15 protein-coding genes are annotated in these 15,957 nt (G+C 69.8%); 3 read left to right on the forward strand and 12 right to left on the reverse strand.

Annotated elements, in window-relative coordinates; all coding sequences use genetic code 11:
• Positions 1–4 precede the first annotated feature (4 nt).
• The 9 genes from ribB to BHE75_RS01380 all read right to left on the reverse strand — a co-directional run bounded on the left by ribB (position 5) and on the right by BHE75_RS01380 (position 7,859).
• Positions 5–1,153 (reverse strand): 3,4-dihydroxy-2-butanone-4-phosphate synthase, encoded by a 1,149-nt coding sequence (ribB, locus tag BHE75_RS01340; protein WP_015458939.1) that lies wholly within the window; start codon positions 1,151–1,153, stop codon positions 5–7.
• Positions 1,143–1,754: a riboflavin synthase gene (locus BHE75_RS01345; RefSeq protein WP_070931879.1), complete on the reverse strand. Its 612-nt coding sequence runs from the start codon at positions 1,752–1,754 to the stop codon at positions 1,143–1,145. Before BHE75_RS01345 ends, ribB begins: the two co-directional genes overlap by 11 nt.
• Positions 1,755–1,766: 12 nt before the next feature.
• A complete protein-coding gene (gene ribD / locus BHE75_RS01350; protein WP_070931881.1) occupies positions 1,767–2,714 on the reverse strand; it encodes a bifunctional diaminohydroxyphosphoribosylaminopyrimidine deaminase/5-amino-6-(5-phosphoribosylamino)uracil reductase RibD in 948 nt (315 codons plus the stop codon).
• A gap of 22 nt (positions 2,715–2,736) precedes the next feature.
• Complete coding sequence (locus BHE75_RS01355) at positions 2,737–3,060, reverse strand: hypothetical protein (protein WP_015458942.1); 324 nt, start codon at positions 3,058–3,060, stop codon at positions 2,737–2,739.
• A 136-nt stretch (positions 3,061–3,196) separates the two neighbouring features.
• Positions 3,197–3,841, reverse strand: coding sequence for an energy transducer TonB (locus tag BHE75_RS01360; RefSeq protein WP_070931883.1), 645 nt, complete (start codon positions 3,839–3,841; stop codon positions 3,197–3,199).
• Between the two features lie 460 nt (positions 3,842–4,301).
• Positions 4,302–5,186, reverse strand: coding sequence for an alpha/beta hydrolase (locus tag BHE75_RS01365; protein ID WP_070931886.1), 885 nt, complete (start codon positions 5,184–5,186; stop codon positions 4,302–4,304).
• A gap of 16 nt (positions 5,187–5,202) precedes the next feature.
• Positions 5,203–6,585 (reverse strand): phosphoglucomutase/phosphomannomutase PgmG, encoded by a 1,383-nt coding sequence (pgmG, locus tag BHE75_RS01370; protein WP_015458945.1) that lies wholly within the window; start codon positions 6,583–6,585, stop codon positions 5,203–5,205.
• Positions 6,586–6,648: 63 nt separating this feature from the next.
• Positions 6,649–7,068 (reverse strand): molecular chaperone DnaJ, encoded by a 420-nt coding sequence (locus tag BHE75_RS01375; protein ID WP_070931888.1) that lies wholly within the window; start codon positions 7,066–7,068, stop codon positions 6,649–6,651.
• Positions 7,068–7,859: a division plane positioning ATPase MipZ gene (locus tag BHE75_RS01380; RefSeq protein ID WP_070931890.1), complete on the reverse strand. Its 792-nt coding sequence runs from the start codon at positions 7,857–7,859 to the stop codon at positions 7,068–7,070. Before BHE75_RS01380 ends, BHE75_RS01375 begins: the two co-directional genes overlap by 1 nt.
• 93 nt (positions 7,860–7,952) lie before the next feature.
• On the opposite strand from BHE75_RS01380, the gene panC reads away from it, so the two are divergent.
• Both panC and BHE75_RS01390 read left to right on the forward strand, forming a co-directional pair.
• Positions 7,953–8,798: a pantoate--beta-alanine ligase gene (gene panC, locus BHE75_RS01385; RefSeq protein WP_070931892.1), complete on the forward strand. Its 846-nt coding sequence runs from the start codon at positions 7,953–7,955 to the stop codon at positions 8,796–8,798.
• Between the two features lie 117 nt (positions 8,799–8,915).
• Positions 8,916–9,212, forward strand: a complete 297-nt coding sequence (locus BHE75_RS01390) for a sel1 repeat family protein (RefSeq protein ID WP_070935352.1) — start codon at positions 8,916–8,918, stop codon at positions 9,210–9,212.
• A 27-nt stretch (positions 9,213–9,239) separates the two neighbouring features.
• Here BHE75_RS01390 and BHE75_RS01395 read toward each other — a convergent pair whose 3' ends face one another.
• The 3 genes from BHE75_RS01395 to mutS all read right to left on the reverse strand — a co-directional run bounded on the left by BHE75_RS01395 (position 9,240) and on the right by mutS (position 13,482).
• Positions 9,240–9,923, reverse strand: a complete 684-nt coding sequence (locus BHE75_RS01395) for a Fe2+-dependent dioxygenase (protein ID WP_015458950.1) — start codon at positions 9,921–9,923, stop codon at positions 9,240–9,242.
• Between the two features lie 47 nt (positions 9,924–9,970).
• Entirely contained in the window at positions 9,971–10,723 is a 753-nt protein-coding gene (locus BHE75_RS01400) for an energy transducer TonB (RefSeq protein ID WP_070931894.1), read from the reverse strand.
• Positions 10,724–10,866: 143 nt separating this feature from the next.
• On the reverse strand, positions 10,867–13,482 hold the full coding sequence (gene mutS / locus BHE75_RS01405) for a DNA mismatch repair protein MutS (protein WP_084652832.1): 2,616 nt from the start codon (positions 13,480–13,482) through the stop codon (positions 10,867–10,869).
• A gap of 202 nt (positions 13,483–13,684) precedes the next feature.
• Between mutS and BHE75_RS01410 the strand changes: the two genes are divergently transcribed.
• Entirely contained in the window at positions 13,685–15,949 is a 2,265-nt protein-coding gene (locus BHE75_RS01410) for an NADP-dependent malic enzyme (protein WP_015458953.1), read from the forward strand.
• Positions 15,950–15,957: the final 8 nt, after the last annotated feature.

Here is a 15,957-nt window from a genome sequence, read left to right on the forward strand (position 1 = left end):
CGTATCAGAGCCCTTCGGTGGAGATCGGCTGCTCGCCGATGATGTTGAGGCCGTAGCCCGAAAGCGCGATGAGCGTGTGGTGCGAATTGGTGAGCAGGATCATGTCGTGGATCCCCAGCTCCGCCAGGATCTGCGCGCCGATGCCGTAATCGCGCAGCTCGTTCATATCGTCCGAATCCGGGCCCTTGCCCTCGGCGCGGGCGCGCACCACGGTGGACATCGCGTTCACCAGCGCGCGGTTGATGATGACCACCACGCCCGATCCCGCTTCGTCGATCGCGCGCATCGCGCCCTGCAGCATGCCCGAACGGTCGTTCAGTTCGCCCAGCGAATCGTTGAAGATGTTGAGCGTGTGCATCCGCACCAGGGTGGGCTTGGCCGGATCGATATGGCCCTTCACCAGCGCCAGCGTCTCGGTGCCCACCGCCTTGTTGCGATAGGTGATCGCCCGCCATTCGCCGCCATAGCGGCTGTCGAACTTCGTTTCGGCCACCTTCTCGACATTATGGTCGTGGCGGCGGCGATAGGCGATCAGATCGCGGATCGTGCCGATCTTCAGATTGTGGAGCTGGGCGAAGGCGACGAGATCGTCCAGCCGCGCCATCGTCCCGTCATCCTTCATGATCTCGCAGATCACGCCGGAGGGGTTGAGGCCGGCCAGCCGCGCCACGTCCACCGCCGCCTCGGTATGGCCGGCGCGCACCAGCACGCCGCCCGGCCGGGCGACCAGCGGGAACACATGGCCCGGCGTCACGATATGCTCGGGGCCCTTGGAGGCGTCGATGGCGACCGCGATGGTGCGGGCGCGGTCGGCCGCGGAGATGCCGGTGGAAACCCCGTCGCGCGCCTCGATCGAAACGGTGAAGGCGGTTTCGTGGCGGGTGCCGTTGTGCCGGCTCATCAGGTTGAGGCCGAGCTGGTCGACCCGCTCCTTGGCCATGGCGAGGCAGATCAGCCCGCGGCCATATTTGGCCATGAAGTTGATCGCGTCCGGCGTCGCCATCTGCGCGGGGATGACGAGGTCGCCCTCATTCTCACGGTCCTCGTCGTCGACGAGGATGAACATGCGCCCGTTCTTGGCCTCGTCGATGATCTCTTCGGGGCTCGAAAGGAAGGCGTGGCGCAGGCGGGAAAGCTCTGGGTTACTGGACATGGCGTAGCTGCTCCATCCGCCCGAGATAGCGGGCGAGAATGTCGATTTCGACATGGATCGCGCGGCCGGGCGCGATGGTGTCGAAGGTGGTGTTCAGGGCGGTGTGGGGGATGATGTTGACGCCGAAATGCACGGCCCCGCCGGGCGCGTCGGCCACGTCGTTCACCGTCAGCGATATGCCGTCCAGCGCCACCGATCCCTTGGCCGCGATATAGGGGGCGATTTCCGGGCCGCCGGCGATCACGATGCGCTGCGAATCGCCCTCCGGCGTCACGGAAAGCACCTCGGCGATGCCGTCGACATGGCCGGTCACGATATGGCCGCCCAGTTCGTCGCCCACCTTCAGCGCGCGCTCCAGGTTCAGGCGCGCGCCCTCGTTCCAGCGGCCCTGCGCGGTGCGGGCCAGCGTTTCGGCGGAAATGTCCACGGCGAACCAGCCGGGGCCCTTGTCGACCACCGTCAGGCAGGCGCCCGAACAGGCGATCGACGCCCCCATGTCGATGGTCGCGGTGTCGTAGGCGGTGGCGATCCGGGCGCGCAGGTCGCCGCGCTGCTCGGTCGCGGTGATGGTGCCGATGTCCGTGATGATTCCGGTGAACATGCAGATGGGGTCCTATTCTCGGACGCGCTCGTAAACCTCAAGCCGATCGATGCCAAGCATCCGCTGATCGTGCAGCCGCCAGCGCCCGTGCGCGCCCTCCAGATGGACGAGGCCGATATCGGCGATGCCGGGCCGGCCCCCGCCGATGACGATCGGCGCGCGGTAGACCAGCAGGCGATCGACGAGGTCGGCGGCGAGGAAGGCGGCCGCCGCGCCCGCGCCGCCTTCCACCAGCACGTCCAGGGCCGGCGTGTCGGCGATCGCTTCCGGCCGGTCCACGGCGATCCAGCCGAACGGCGCCGCGCCATGGCCCAGCACGGCGCGCGCGGGCGATCGGTGCGCCAGCCCCGGCAGCCGCACGTCCAGCTTCGGGGCGTCCGCCTCCAGCGTGCCGCGCCCCACCAGGATCAGCTCGGCGCGGGCGCGTTCCAGATGCGCGTGGGCGCGGGCGGCGGGGCCGGTGATCCAGCGGCTCTCGCCCGATGCCAGCGCAATGCACCCGTCGATCGAAAGGCCAAGCTTCAGCGTCACATGCGGCCGGCCGTGCCTGGCCCGCATCAGGAAGCCGGCCATGGCGCGTTCCGCCTCGCGCGCGGCGATGCCGGTGGCGGTGGCGATGCCGGCCGCTTCCAGCCGGGCGATGCCGCGGCCGTCGGTGCGGGGATCGGGATCGCGGCAGGCGATCACAGCGCGGGCGATGCCGCTTGCGGCCAGCAGGTCGGCGCAGGCGGGGCCGCGCGGCGATTCATGCGCGCAGGGTTCCAGCGTCACATAAGCGGTGGCGCCGCGCGCGGCGGGGCCGGCGGCCTCCAGCGCCATCGCCTCGGCATGGGGGCGCCCGCCCGGCTGGGTCCAGCCCCGGCCGACGACGCGGCCGTCGTGCACGATCACGCAGCCGACGGCGGGGTTGGGCGCGGTCTGCCCCCGGCCGCGCGCGGCCAGCGCCAGCGCAGCGCCCATCCAGCGCGCGTCCCGGGCGGCGTCAGTCAACCTTGATGCCGAGCTGATCGGCCAGCCGGCGATATTCCTGCCGCTTCGCCTCGCGCTTCGCGTCCAGCTTCTTCTGGTCGATCTTCTGCTGGGCGATGATCTCGGCATCGCTGCGCGTGGCGGGCCAGCTCGGGATGAAATACATTTGGGGCTTGGGCGGATCGACCCGCGAATCGACATAGAATCCCGCCACCAGCAGCGCCGGGATCAGGACGGATATCAGGCCGATCAGCAGCTTGTGCCGCTGGTTGCCGGCCATGAAGGCGCGCAGGTCGCGCCACACGGCGGATGGCTTGGAAGGGCGGGGTATGGCCATGGCCGCCTAGATAAGCCCAGTGGGCCGCTTATGCCACCCTTGGCCGAAGGCCGCCCCGCCAGGCCCGAAGGCGGCGGGGCGGGTGGCGCCGGGGAGAGGGAGAAGAGCCGGCGCCGGTATCGGCCGGGGTCCGCCGTCAGGCCTGCATCTCGAACTTCACCCGCATCGTCCGCCAGCTTTCCACCGCCACACCGTCGCGGGTGGCGGGGCGGAAGCGCCATGCGCGCAGCGCCTGCCGTTTCGTCGCCTCGAAGAAGGCGGGATCGGTGGTGGAAACCTGCTCCACCGCCTTCACCCGCCCATCGGCGCCGATCAGCACGCGCACCACCACCACGCCCTCGATCTCCTGCCGCGCCATCCGCGCCGGATAATCGGGCTGGAAGGGCACGCGCGGGTCGATCACCGCATCGGTCAGCACGGGGGCGGTGGGGGGCACGATCTCCTCGCCCTTCGGCAGGGGCGGGGGATCGATCGGCTTCGGATCGTCCGTGCCGGTCCGCGTGAAGATGGTCTCGTTCGTCGTCTGCGTGGCGACTTCGGTTTCGGGCCTGGTCACGGGCCGCTCGGCCCTTGCGACCGGCGGGGCCTCCTTCACCTCCACCGGCGGCGGTGGCGGCGTTTCCGTGATCGGGATCAGGGGGAATACCGGCATTTCATGGACGATGAAGCTCGGCGGAAACAGGATCAGCGCCGCGATCGCCGCGCCGTGCAATCCCGCCACGATCGCCACGCCGGCGGGGCTGCGATTGCGTTGATTGAGGAAACCTGCCTGCTCTTGCATGACGCCCTCCTGTCTCGGTGATGATACACCGTAACAGAAACGTTATACTATTTCATTGCCGTGGAAAGAGGGTTTTTGGTGGGCCCGGATCTTGCGATCCGCCGGGCGGGTGCGCGGGGACGCTGTCGCATCGCCCCCTGAAATCGCTGAGGTGCCCGCATTTGGGCGCGCTGAACGACCATTGGCAGGCACTGTTTGCTGGAAGCGGAGAGGCTGGGCGCGCCGACAGATCCGTCATTCCCGCGCAGGCGGGAATCCATTGTGTCGAGTGCCCTCGAGCCAACCGCGTCCATGGATCAGCTACGCTGGCCTACGGCTCCCGCCTGCGCGGGAATGACGATGGGAGGGTTGCTGAAATATCTGCTCCCCTCTCCCGACAAATTGGCCCGACTGATAGCTGAACCGGGCGCTGGTTCACCCCGCCAATTCCTCCGCGCCGCCCGCATCGGCAAGCCCCGTATCAGCCGATGAAGGCGCGCATCATCGCGATGAAGGCGTCGCGGCGATCGTGGTGCAGCCAGTGGCCGGCATCGTCGAACATCTCCACCCGCGCATCGCGGAAATGGGTCGCGCGGCCGTCCTCGGCGGGGCTGGAGGCCCAGCTTTCGCGGCCATAGGCCAGGATCACCGGGCACGCGACGGCCGCCCACAACGCATGCTTCTCCGTCTGCAGCAGGTCGACCGGGGACATGGCGCCCACCGCCGGATCGAACTTGAACCGCACCCGCCCGTCCGCGCCGGTCCGCGATCCGTGGGTGGTCAGGTGGCGGGCCAGGTCGGGCGCCAGCCGGGGATTGGCCGCCATCATCCGCGCGGTCGCGGCCTCGATCGAATCATAGCTGCGCTGCCCGGCGGCGCTCATCCGCTGCTGCCGCGCGATCCAGTCGCGCATCCGCGCGACGATCGGCTCGGCGGCGATCTCGGCGGCGCGGGCGGGCGACGGGCCGAGGCCCTCGATCACGATCAGCCGGCTCACCCGCTCGGGATAGAGGCCGGCATGGCGCAGCGATATGTTGCCGCCCAGCGAATGGCCGACGACGGCGGCCTGCTCCACGCCCAGGGCCGGGAACAGAGCGGCCATGTCGGCGACCAGATCGGCCATCTCATAGCTGCCGTCCGATACCCAGTCGCTGTCGCCATGGCCGCGCAGGTCGGGCGCGATCACGCGGAATCGATCGGCAAAGGCGGCGGCGATCGCATCCCAGCTGCGGGCATGGTCGCGCCCGCCATGCACCAGCAGCAGGGGCGGGGCGGCGGGATCGCCCCATTCGGCATAATGCAGCTTCAGCCGCTGAGTGGTGAACCACCCGTCACGCGGTTCCGCCGCCTTCCCGCCGCCCGCCATGCCCCGCCCGCCCGGATCAGTGCCCGGCGGCAAGCACCGGCTTCACGCCCGAAGCCTCGAGCTGGGCGTTGATCTGCGCCACCAGCCGGTCCAGCCCCGCCTGGTCCTTCGCCTCGGCTCGGGCGACCAGCACGTCCTGGGTGTTGGATGCGCGCAGCAGCCACCAGCCGTCGGGCGTCGTCACCCGCGCGCCGTCGGTGCGGTTCACGTCGGCGCCGGCGGCGGCCAGCCGGTCCAGCACTTCCTCCACCACCTTGAACTTGCGGTCCTCGGACGATTGGAAGCGCAGCTCCGGCGTGTTCACCATCTTCGGCATGGCATCCTTCAGCGCCGTCAGCGATCCGCCCAGCAGGCGGACGGCGCGGATTAGGCGGACGGCGGCATATTGCGCGTCGTCGAAGCCGTAATAATCGTGCGCGAAGAAGATGTGCCCGCTCATCTCGCCGGCCAGCGGCGCGTTGGTCTCGCGCATCTTGGTCTTGATCAGGCTGTGGCCGGTCTTCCACATCAGCGGCTTGCCGCCCAGCTCGGCGATCCGGTCGTAGAGCGCCTGGCTGGCCTTCACGTCGGCGATGATGGTGGCGCCGGGCTCCTCGCGCAGCACCGGCTCGGCCAGGATGGCGAGAAGCTGGTCGCCCCATACCACGCGGCCCTTGCCGTCGATCGCGCCGATGCGGTCGCCGTCGCCGTCGAAGGCCAGGCCGAAGTCCAGCCCCTTCTCCGCCACCAGCGCCTTCAGGTCGGCGAGGTTCTTTTCCTCGGTCGGATCGGGATGGTGGTTGGGGAAGGTGCCATCCACCTCGGTGAACAGCAGATGGTGCTCGCCGGGCAGCAGCTTCACCAGCTTCTCGATCACCGGGCCGGCCGCGCCGTTGCCGCAATCCCAGCCGATGCGGAAGGCGCCGCCGGCATAGCCCGCCAGCAGCCGGCCGACATAATTGTCCATCACGTCGGCATTGGTCACGGCGCCCTCGCCGCTCTCCCAATCGTCCTCGGCCGCCATCCGGCCGATATCCTGGATGTCCTCGCCGAAGAAGGGCTTGTGCTGCAGCACCATCTTGAAGCCGTTATAGTCGGCCGGATTGTGGCTGCCGGTAATCTGGATGCCGCCGTCCACCTCCAGCGTGGCTTCGGCATAATAGAGCATCGGCGTGGGGCCGAGGCCGATCCGCACCACGTCCACGCCGCCCTGGGTCAGCCCCTCGATCAGCGCGGTTTCCAGCACCGGGGAGGATATCCGCCCGTCATATCCCACCGCGACGCGGGTGCCGCCGGCGCGGCGCACGCGCGTGGCGAAGCCGCGGCCGATCGCATAGGCGTCGGGCGGGCCGAGCGTCTTACCCACGATGCCGCGTATGTCATATTCGCGCAGGCTCGTGGGATCGAAACGGTGGCTCATGAAAGGGTCTCCTCGGGTAATTCCATGGTCAAGACGCGCCCGGGCCGTTGTGGTTCAATCTGGTCACCGACGATATCGCTCGCGCTGCTCGATCGCGCCCAGCAGCGTATCGCGCGCCAGGTTCACCCGCCGGGTCAGCGCGGCCGATCCGCCCGCATCAGGGTGGACGCGGCGGATCAGCCGGCGATGCTCGGCGCGGATCGTATCGGCATCGGCATCGGCCGGCACGTCCAGCACCGCGCGCGCTTCCTCGATCGACATGGCGGGCAAAGCGCGGTCCTGGATGCGGCGGGCGCGGTTCAGCATCATCGCCGCGCCGATCAGCAGGGGAATGCCGATGATCGGCTTGCCCTTGGCGGCGGAAGCCGCGCCGGCGATGCCCAGCAATATCGCGATCGCCTCGGCCGGGGTCGGCGCGCGCAGCCGGCCTTTCTTCCAGGCCCAGGCGATCAGCGCCAGGGCGGCGATGGCGATCCACGCCATCAGCCGTTGGCCGCGCGCTGCACCGGCCAGTCGGGCAGCGCCAGCCCCGATACCATCTCGCGCAGCTCCTGCCGGGCGGCGATATGGGCGATGCCCGGCTCGCCGATGGTCGAAAGGTCCAGCAGCGTCACCCCCTTGGGGAACAGCTCGCGATAGATCACGCGTTCGGAAAGGCCGGGGATCACGCGGAAGCCCACGCGCCGCGCCAGTTCGTCCAGCGCATTGGCCACGCGGCGCATGTTGCGCGCCTCCACATGCTGCAGGCGGTTGCGCAGCAGCACCCAGTCCACCGTCTTGCCGTCGGTCTTGGCGCGCGCCTTGCGGGCATCCCACACCACCTCGGCATAGAAGCTGGGCCGGCGGATCTTGTAGGTTTCGGGATCGACCTGACCGATCAGGTCGAGGTCGATGAAGCTGTCGTTGATCGGCGTCACCAGCGTGTCGGCGCGCGCGATCGCGGCCAGCGCGTGCTGGTCGTCGCGGCCGGGCGTGTCGATCACCACCACGTCGGCGTCGGCGGCCAGCCGGTCGATCTGCTCGTTGATCGGCTCGCCCCTGGCGGGGTCGAAAGTCTCGGCCCTGGGCGTCGGCAGCTCGATCAGCTGGCGGCGCGACGTCGCCTCGCGATTTTCCATGTAGCGGCCCAGCGTGCGCTGGCGCGTGTCGAGGTCCAGCGCGGCCACGCGGCGCCCGGCGGCGGCCAGCGCCACGGCGACATGCACCGCCGTGGTCGACTTGCCGGAACCGCCCTTCTCGTTGGCGAATACAATCAGGTGGGCAGCGGCGGCCATGCGTGTCGGGTTCCCTGCTCTTGATTCCGCCCGCGGCGGCCCCCAAAGACGCCCCGGACGATCCGTCCAGCGCTTATCGGAGGTTCCCTGCCCGTGCAAATCGTTCGTACCGTCGCCGCGCTTCGCGAGGCCGTGGCCGCGCTTCGGGCCGATGGCGGCCGGGTGGCGCTGGTGCCGACGATGGGCGCGCTCCATGCCGGGCATCTGGCGCTGGTGGCGGAAGGCGGCGCGCGCGGCCCGCATGTCGTCGTCTCGATCTTCGTCAATCCCACCCAGTTCGGCCCGAACGAGGATTTCGATGCCTATCCCCGGCGCGAGGCGGCCGATGCCCGCCTGCTGGAGGATGCCGGCGTCGCCATCCTCTGGGCGCCGGCGGTGGAGGAGATGTATCCCCAGGGCTTCGCCACCTCCATCACCGTCGCCGGCATCACCGAGGGGCTGGATGGCGCCGCCCGGCCCGGCCATTTCGATGGCGTCGCCACGGTGGTGAACAAGCTGTTCGCGCAGGTCCGCCCCGATGTCGCGCTGTTCGGGGAAAAGGATTATCAGCAATTGGCGGTGATCCGGCGGATGGCCGCCGATCTCGATACCGGGGTGGAGATCGTCGGCGTCCCCACCCAGCGCGACGATGACGGCCTCGCTCTCTCCTCGCGCAACGCCTATCTCCAGCCCGAGGAGCGGCAGGCCGCCCGCGCGCTGCCCCGCGCGCTGGGCGAGGCGGCGGCCGCGATCGCCGCCGGCGGCGATGTCGCCCAGGCGCTGGAGGTCGCGCGCGGCCGGCTGACGGACGCGGGCTTCGCGCCGATCGATTATGTCCTGCTCTGCGATGCCGCGACGCTGGAACCCCTGTCCCGCGCCGATCGCCCGGCCCGGCTGCTCGCCGCCGCCAGGATGGGCCGCACCCGCCTGATCGACAATCTCGAAGTCCCGGCGGCGTAAAGATCGCGGCTTATCTTGGCACCATCTTTCCCGCTATTTCCACCGATCGCGCGTTAACCATTTATTTCTTCCTCTCATGACACTCCTTGTCCGGTGAAGAACCGGCAGGGGGCCGAAATGGGACAAGTTCTGAAAAGCGTGGACGCGCTGCTCGAAAGCCGGCTGGCGCAGGCGGCCAACGGCAATCCCCGCGCCTGCTTCGATCTCGGCATCGCTTATTCCACCGGCGCGGCCGGGGTGGAGGTCGATCTCGTCGCGGCGCATAAATGGTTCAACCTCGCGGCGCTGGGCGGCCATGCCGAGGCCCAGGCCTGCCGCGCCGAGATTTCCGAGGACATGACCGCGCGCGAGATCGCCGAGGCCCAGCGCCAGGCCCGCGCCTGGCTGCAGCTCACCACCCGCCAGGCGGCGTGATGCTTTCAGGCGCCGCCAGCTGACCCGTCAGGCATCCGCCCAGCGGCGGAGCAGGTTGTGATAGACGCCGGTCAGCCGGATGATCGCCGGGTCGTCCTGCCCGCGATCGGCGGCCACCGCCTGGATCGAGGTGTCGAGGTCGAACAGGGTGCGCCGGGCGCCGTCGTCGCGCACCATGCTCTGGATCCAGAAGAAGCTCGCCACCCGCGTGCCGCGCGTGATCGGCTCCACCCGATGCAGGCTGGAGGCCGGATAGAGGATCATGTGCCCGGCCGGCAGCTTCACCGCCTGCACGCCGAACTGGTCCTCCACCACCAGCTCGCCGCCGTCATAGCTGTCCGGATCGGCGAGGAAGAGCGTGGCCGAAAGATCGCTGCGGATGCGGAAGTCGGTGCCGCGCTGGATGCGCACGGCATTGTCGATATGGGTGCCGAAGGTCTGCCCCGGCCCATAACGGTTGAACAGGGGCGGGAACACCTTGAGCGGCAGCGCGGCCGCCACGAATAGCGGCGACCGGCCGAGCGCGTCGAGGATGATGGCGCCGGCCTCGCGCGCGGCGTCCGAATCTTCGGGCAGCTGCTCGTTCTGCTTGGCGAGCGCCGATTGCCGGCCGGAGGTGACGTTGCCGTCCACCCATTGGGCCGCATCGATCAGCGCGCGCACCCGCGCCAGCGCGCCCGCATCCAGCAGGTCGGGAATGGCGATCATCATAGGGAATTGGGCATCATCAGGAATGGGGCATCATCGAGGGATAGGCTCTAGCTCTTGAGGACGAAGGGGATTTCCACCACGCCCCGCACCATCATCGGCTGGCCGCCGCGCATGGTGGGGGACCAGCGCCATTGCCGCACCGCTTCCAGCGCCGCCTTGTCGAGCCGTTCGAACCCGCTCGACGTCTGCACCGAGATATCGGCCACGGCGCCGTCCGTGCCCAGCAGCAGCGTCAGCACCACCGTGCCCTGTTCCTTGCGCCGCCGGCATTCCACCGGATAGCGGGGCGCCTTGAAGGAAATCATGTTGGACGAAAGGTCGCCCGCGCTGATCGGCGCTGCGGAAGGCGCCGCCGGGGCCGCCTTGGGCGCCACGATCACCGATTGCGGCGGGGGCGGCGTCGCCGTCGTCACCACAAGCGGCGGCGGGGCGGGGGTCTTCACGATCGGCGCGGGCGCCACGATCACGGGCTCGATCGGCTTTACCGGCTCCACCTTCTGCTCGGGCGGGGCGGGCGGCGGCGCGGGCGGCTCGGCCAGCAGCTCCACCACCAGCGGCGCGGTCTTGATCCGCTTCACCGGGATGACGTTCATCTGGATCAGCGCGGTGAACAGCGCCGCATGCACCAGCGCCACCGCGCCGATCGCCGGCCAGTTGGCCCCGCTGCGCGCGCCGTAGCGGGCGGGGGCCGAATCGATCGCCGCCTCGGCCTCGGCCGGCGGCGGATCGATCGGGAAGCTCGCATGGAACACGGCCTCGCGGCGGGCCTCGCCGGCATCGCGCAGGGAAACCGTGTGCATTCGCCTCACCTCGCCACCGCCCCCTTGCGGGCGATCCAGACACATTCTGACATGTGCCGGTAGCGCGAATACTATTGCGGATCAATCGCAAGAATCGAAGGGAAGGCTGCTATTCGGTATAAAGCCGGCCCTCGCCGAATCGTTCAGCCGGTCGCGATCCCCTTCAGGCGATAGAGCAGGTCCAGCGCCTCGCGCGGCGAAAGCGCATCGGGCTGGATCGCGTCCAGCGCCTCGCGCAGGGGATCGGCGGCGGGTTCGGGCGCCTGGGCTGCGGCGGCGAACAGGGGCAGGTCGTCCAGCCCCGCCGCGATGCCGCCGGTCGCCGCCCGGCCGCTTTCCAGCTTGGCCAGCACCGATTTCGCCCGCGCCAGAACGGCGGGCGGCAGCCCGGCCAGCTTGGCGACGGCGATGCCGTAGCTGCGGTCCGCCGGCCCGTCGGCCAGCTCGTGCAGCAGCACCAGATCGCCCTTCCACTCGCGCGCGCGGACATGGTGGAGCGATAGCGCGTCCAGCCGCTCCGCCAGCCGGGTCAGCTCATGATAATGCGTCGCGAACAGGCAGCGGCAGCGGTTCATGTCGTGCACCGCCTCCACCACCGCCCAGGCGATGGCCAGGCCGTCATAGGTGGATGTGCCGCGCCCCACCTCGTCCAGGATCACCAGCGATCGTTCGGTCGCCTGCGCCAGGATGGCGGCGGTCTCGACCATCTCGACCATGAAGGTCGATCGCCCGCGCGCCAGATTGTCCGATGCGCCCACCCGGCTGAACAGCCGGTCCACCAGCCCCAGCCGCGCGGACGTCGCCGGCACATAGCCGCCGGCCTGCGCCAGCACCGCGATCAGCGCGTTCTGGCGCAGGAAGGTGGATTTGCCGCCCATGTTCGGGCCGGTGACCAGCCACAGCCGCCGGTCCGGCTCCAGCCGGCAGTCGTTGGCGACGAAGCGTTCGCCCGTCGCCGCCACCGCCGCTTCCNCCNCCGGATGCCGCCCGCCCNCCACCGCGAAGCAGGGTTCGTCGGCAAAGGCCGGCCGGCACCAGCCGCCCTCGATCGCCCGCGTCGCCAGCCCCGCCGCCACGTCCAGCCGGGCCAGCGCGTCGGCCGTCGCGGCGATCTCCGCCTTGGCGGCGAGCGCGGCGGCGATCAGCTCCTCCAGATGCGCGGCCTCGGCCGCCAGCGCGTGCGCGCCCGCCTGGCCCACCCGCATCGCCTGCTCGTGCAGGTCCGGCGCGTTGAACCGCACCACGCCCGCCAGCGTCTGGCGGTGGGTGAAGCCGGATTCGGGCCGCATCAGCGGATCGGCATGCCTGGCCTGCACCTCGACATGATAGCCCAGCACGCCATTGTGGCGGATCTTCAGGCCGGCGATGCCGGTCTGCTCGCGATAGCGCGCCTCCAGCGCGGCGATGGCGCGCCGGCCCTCGCCGCCGGCCGCGCGCAGCTCGTCCAGCGCCGGATCATATCCTTCCGCGATATAGCCGCCCTGCGCGGTATCGATCGGCGGCTGCGGCACCAGCGCGCGGGCCAGAAGGTCGATCAGCGCGCCGTGCCCGCGCAGCCGGGGCAGCAGCGCGTCCATCAGCGCCGGCCGCGCGGCCAGCCCCAGCAGCCGTTCATGCAGGCCGTGCGCCTCGTCCAGCCCGTCGCGCAGCAGGCCCAGGTCGCGCGGGGAGCCCCGCCCCGCCACCAGCCGGCCCAGCGCGCGGCCGATATCGGGCGCGGCCTTCAGGTTGGCGCGGATCGATTCCCTGAGGCCCCCGTCCTCGACGAAGCGTTCCACCAGGTCCAGCCGCGCCTCGATCGTCGCGCGCTCGGCCAGCGGCGCGCCGATGTCGGCCGCCAGCATCCGCGCGCCCGCGCCGGTGACGGTGCGGTCCACCGCGTCCAGCAGGCTGCCCTTGCGGCCGCCGCCCTGCGCCTGCGTCAATTCCAGGCTTTCGCGGGTGGCGGCGTCGATCAGCATATGATCGGCCGGCTGGCGGCGCGCGGGCGGCTGCAGGAAGGGCAGCTTGCCCTGGCCCGCCCGGTCCAGATAGGCGATCAGCCCCGCCGCCGCCGCCAGCTCCGCCCGGCCGAACCCGCCATATCCGTCCAGCGTCGCCACGCCGAACAGCGCCTTCAGCCGCGCCTCGCCGGCTGCGCTGTCGAACAGGCGGGGCTCCTGCGGGATGGCGTCCGCCGGGGCGCCGGCCATGCCCTCGGGCACGATCGTCTCGGCCGCCGCCAGCCGGGCAAGCTCCGCGTCCAGGCTGCCTTCGGTGATCGCCGCCAGCTCGAACCGGCCGGTGGAAATGTCCGCCGCCGCCAGCCCGGTGCGCCCGCCGGCCTCGGCCAGCGCCACCAGCCAGTTGGCGGCGCGCGCGTCGAGCAGCGATTCCTCGGTGAGCGTGCCCGCCGTCACCACGCGGATGATCGCGCGGCCGACCAGCGCCTTCGATCCGCCGCGCTTCTTGGCCTCGGCGGGCGTCTCGGTCTGGTCGGCGATGGCGACGCGGTGGCCGGCCTTGATCAGCCGCGCCAGATAGCCTTCGGCGGAATGGGCCGGCACGCCGCACATGGGCACGCCGTCCCCGCGCGATGTGAGCGCTATATCGAGGCACGCCGCCGCGATCTTCGCATCGTCGAAGAAAAGTTCGAAAAAATCCCCCATGCGGTAGAAGAGCAGGCAATCCCGCGCTTCCGCCTTCAGGGCGTGATACTGGGCCATCATCGGCGTCTGCGCCGTGGGTTCCGTAACGGTTTCATTGGTTCCGCGAGCCATATCGGCGCTGATAGCGGCTTGTCCCCAAGCCGGCCATGCCCCAAAAGGCCCTTCAGAGCCTGCGTCGGTATTGTCCGGCAGGATAGTGAGAGATTCTTCGTGCCCGGCGCGGGCATCCGCCCGCCTGCCCGACCCGGACCGGTTTCGACACAGGCTCCCGAAAGAGCATGCGACAACCGGTGTCCCAAGGAGCAGCACGACGATGAGTGAAGGCAGCAACGTCCAGTTTTCGGAGCGCGAAGCGCTGCTGTTCCACTCGCACGGCCGCCCCGGAAAGATCGAGATCGTCGCCTCCAAGCCGATGGCGACCCAGCGGGATCTGAGCCTCGCTTATTCGCCGGGCGTCGCCGTGCCGGTGCGCGCCATCGCCGAGGACCCGGCGACCGCTTATGATTATACCGCCAAGGGCAATCTCGTCGCCGTCATCTCCAACGGCACCGCCATCCTCGGCCTCGGCAATCTCGGCGCGCTGGCATCGAAGCCGGTGATGGAGGGCAAGGCGGTGCTGTTCAAGCGCTTCGCCGACGTCGATTCGATCGATATCGAGGTCGCGACCGAGGATGTCGAGAAGTTCGTGGACGCGGTCGCCCTGCTCGAACCCAGCTTCGGCGGCATCAATCTGGAAGACATCGCCGCCCCCGGCTGCTTCATCATCGAGCAGGCGCTGCGGGAACGGATGAACATCCCGGTCATGCATGACGACCAGCACGGCACCGCGATCATCGCGGCGGCCGGCCTCATCAACGCCTGCCACCTCACCGGCCGCGACATCCGCGACATCAACGTCGTCGTGAACGGCGCCGGCGCCGCCGCGATCGCCTGCGCCGCGCTCATCAAGTCGATGGGCGTGCCGTCCGATCGCGTCATCATGTGCGATCGTTCGGGCGTGATCTACCAGGGCCGCGAAACCGGCATGGACCAGTGGAAGTCCGCCCATGCGGTGAAGACGGACAAGCGCACGCTGGCCGAGGCGATGGTCGGCGCGGACGTGTTCCTCGGCCTGTCGGCGGCCGGCGCGCTCAAGCCGGAAATGGTGAAGACGATGGCGGACAAGCCGATCATCTTCGCCATGGCCAATCCCGATCCGGAAATCACCCCGCCCGAAGCCAAGAAGGCGCGGCCCGACGCGATCGTCGCCACCGGCCGGTCGGATTATCCGAACCAGGTCAACAATGTGCTGGGCTTCCCCTTCATCTTCCGCGGCGCGCTCGACGTGCGGGCGACCACGATCAACGAGGAGATGAAGATCGCCGCCGCCCAGGCGCTGGCGGAGCTGGCGCGCGAGCAGGTGCCGGAGGAAGTGGCGCTCGCTTATGGCGGCGCGGCGCCGCATTTCGGCAACGACTATATCATCCCCGCGCCGTTCGATCCGCGGCTCATGGAAATCGTGCCGGTCGCCGTCGCCAGGGCGGCGATGGATTCGGGCGTCGCGCGCAAGCCGATCCTCGATCTCGCGGCCTACAGGGAGGAGCTGAAGGCCCGGCTCAACCCCACCACCTCGGTGCTGACGCTGGCTTATGAAGGCGCCAAGGCGCACCCCAAGCGCGTCGTCTTCGCCGAGGCGGAGGAGGAAGTGGTGTTGCGCGCCGCCATCCAGTTCCGCGACGGCGGCTACGGCATCCCCGTGCTGGTCGGCCGCGATGACGTGCCCGAACGGCTGCGCGCGCTCGGCGTCGACAAGCCCGAGGAGTTCGAGCTGCACAACAGCCGCGTCTCGCCGCTGGTGCCCAAGATGGTCGACTATCTCTACCAGCGGCTGCAGCGGCGCGGCTATCTGCGCCGCGATGTCGAGCTGATGGTCAATCAGGATCGCAACATCTTCGGCTCGCTGCTGGTCGCCCTGGGCGAGGCGGATGCGATGATCACCGGCGTCACCCGCACCTATTCGCAGACGATGCGGCAGGTCCGCCGCGTGATCGATCCCGCCGCCGGCCGCAAGCCGTTCGGCATCCACGTCCTCGTCGGGCAGAGCCACACGGTGTTCATGGCCGATACCACGATCACCGAACGGCCGACCGCGGAGGAGCTGGCCGACATCGCCGAGCGCACCGCCGCCGTCGCCCGCAGCATGGGGCATGAACCGCGCGTCGCCTTCCTGTCCTATTCCACCTTCGGCAATCCGTCCGGCAACTGGCTGGAACCGATCCGGGGCGCGGTGTCGCTGCTCGACGAACGCGGCGTCAGCTTCGAATATGAAGGCGAAATGGCGCCGGACGTCGCGCTCAACCCCAAGGTGCAGAAGAATTATCCCTTCATCCGCCTGTCGGGCCCGGCCAATGTGCTGATCATGCCGGGCCTCCAGTCGGCCAACGTCTCGGCCAAGCTGCTGCGCGAGCTGGGCGGCGATTCGGTGATCGGGCCGATGCTGGTCGGCATGGAAAAGCCGGTGCAGATCGCGACCATGGGCGCGTCCGCGTCCGAACTGGTCACGCTGGCGGTGCTGGCCGCCGGCGGCATCGCCCGCTGATCGGCCGG

Origin of the sequence: Edaphosphingomonas haloaromaticamans, assembly GCF_001853345.1 — a bacterium.
GTDB classification, from domain to species: Bacteria; Pseudomonadota; Alphaproteobacteria; order Sphingomonadales; family Sphingomonadaceae; genus Sphingomonas_E; species Sphingomonas_E fennica.

What these genes read in the sequence shown, in the direction of transcription:
- ribB (WP_015458939.1), bottom strand. Translation starts at nt 1,153, where the DNA reads ATGTCCAGTAACCCAGAGCTTTCCCGCCTGCGCCACGCCTTCCTTTCG.
- BHE75_RS01345 (WP_070931879.1), bottom strand. Translation starts at nt 1,754, where the DNA reads ATGTTCACCGGAATCATCACGGACATCGGCACCATCACCGCGACCGAG.
- ribD (WP_070931881.1), bottom strand. Translation starts at nt 2,714, where the DNA reads ATGGGCGCTGCGCTGGCGCTGGCCGCGCGCGGCCGGGGGCAGACCGCG.
- BHE75_RS01355 (WP_015458942.1), bottom strand. Translation starts at nt 3,060, where the DNA reads ATGGCCATACCCCGCCCTTCCAAGCCATCCGCCGTGTGGCGCGACCTG.
- BHE75_RS01360 (WP_070931883.1), bottom strand. Translation starts at nt 3,841, where the DNA reads ATGCAAGAGCAGGCAGGTTTCCTCAATCAACGCAATCGCAGCCCCGCC.
- BHE75_RS01365 (WP_070931886.1), bottom strand. Translation starts at nt 5,186, where the DNA reads ATGGCGGGCGGCGGGAAGGCGGCGGAACCGCGTGACGGGTGGTTCACC.
- pgmG (WP_015458945.1), bottom strand. Translation starts at nt 6,585, where the DNA reads ATGAGCCACCGTTTCGATCCCACGAGCCTGCGCGAATATGACATACGC.
- BHE75_RS01375 (WP_070931888.1), bottom strand. Translation starts at nt 7,068, where the DNA reads ATGGCGTGGATCGCCATCGCCGCCCTGGCGCTGATCGCCTGGGCCTGG.
- BHE75_RS01380 (WP_070931890.1), bottom strand. Translation starts at nt 7,859, where the DNA reads ATGGCCGCCGCTGCCCACCTGATTGTATTCGCCAACGAGAAGGGCGGT.
- BHE75_RS01390 (WP_070935352.1), top strand. Translation starts at nt 8,916, where the DNA reads ATGGGACAAGTTCTGAAAAGCGTGGACGCGCTGCTCGAAAGCCGGCTG.
- BHE75_RS01395 (WP_015458950.1), bottom strand. Translation starts at nt 9,923, where the DNA reads ATGATGATCGCCATTCCCGACCTGCTGGATGCGGGCGCGCTGGCGCGG.
- BHE75_RS01400 (WP_070931894.1), bottom strand. Translation starts at nt 10,723, where the DNA reads ATGCACACGGTTTCCCTGCGCGATGCCGGCGAGGCCCGCCGCGAGGCC.
- BHE75_RS01410 (WP_015458953.1), top strand. Translation starts at nt 13,685, where the DNA reads ATGAGTGAAGGCAGCAACGTCCAGTTTTCGGAGCGCGAAGCGCTGCTG.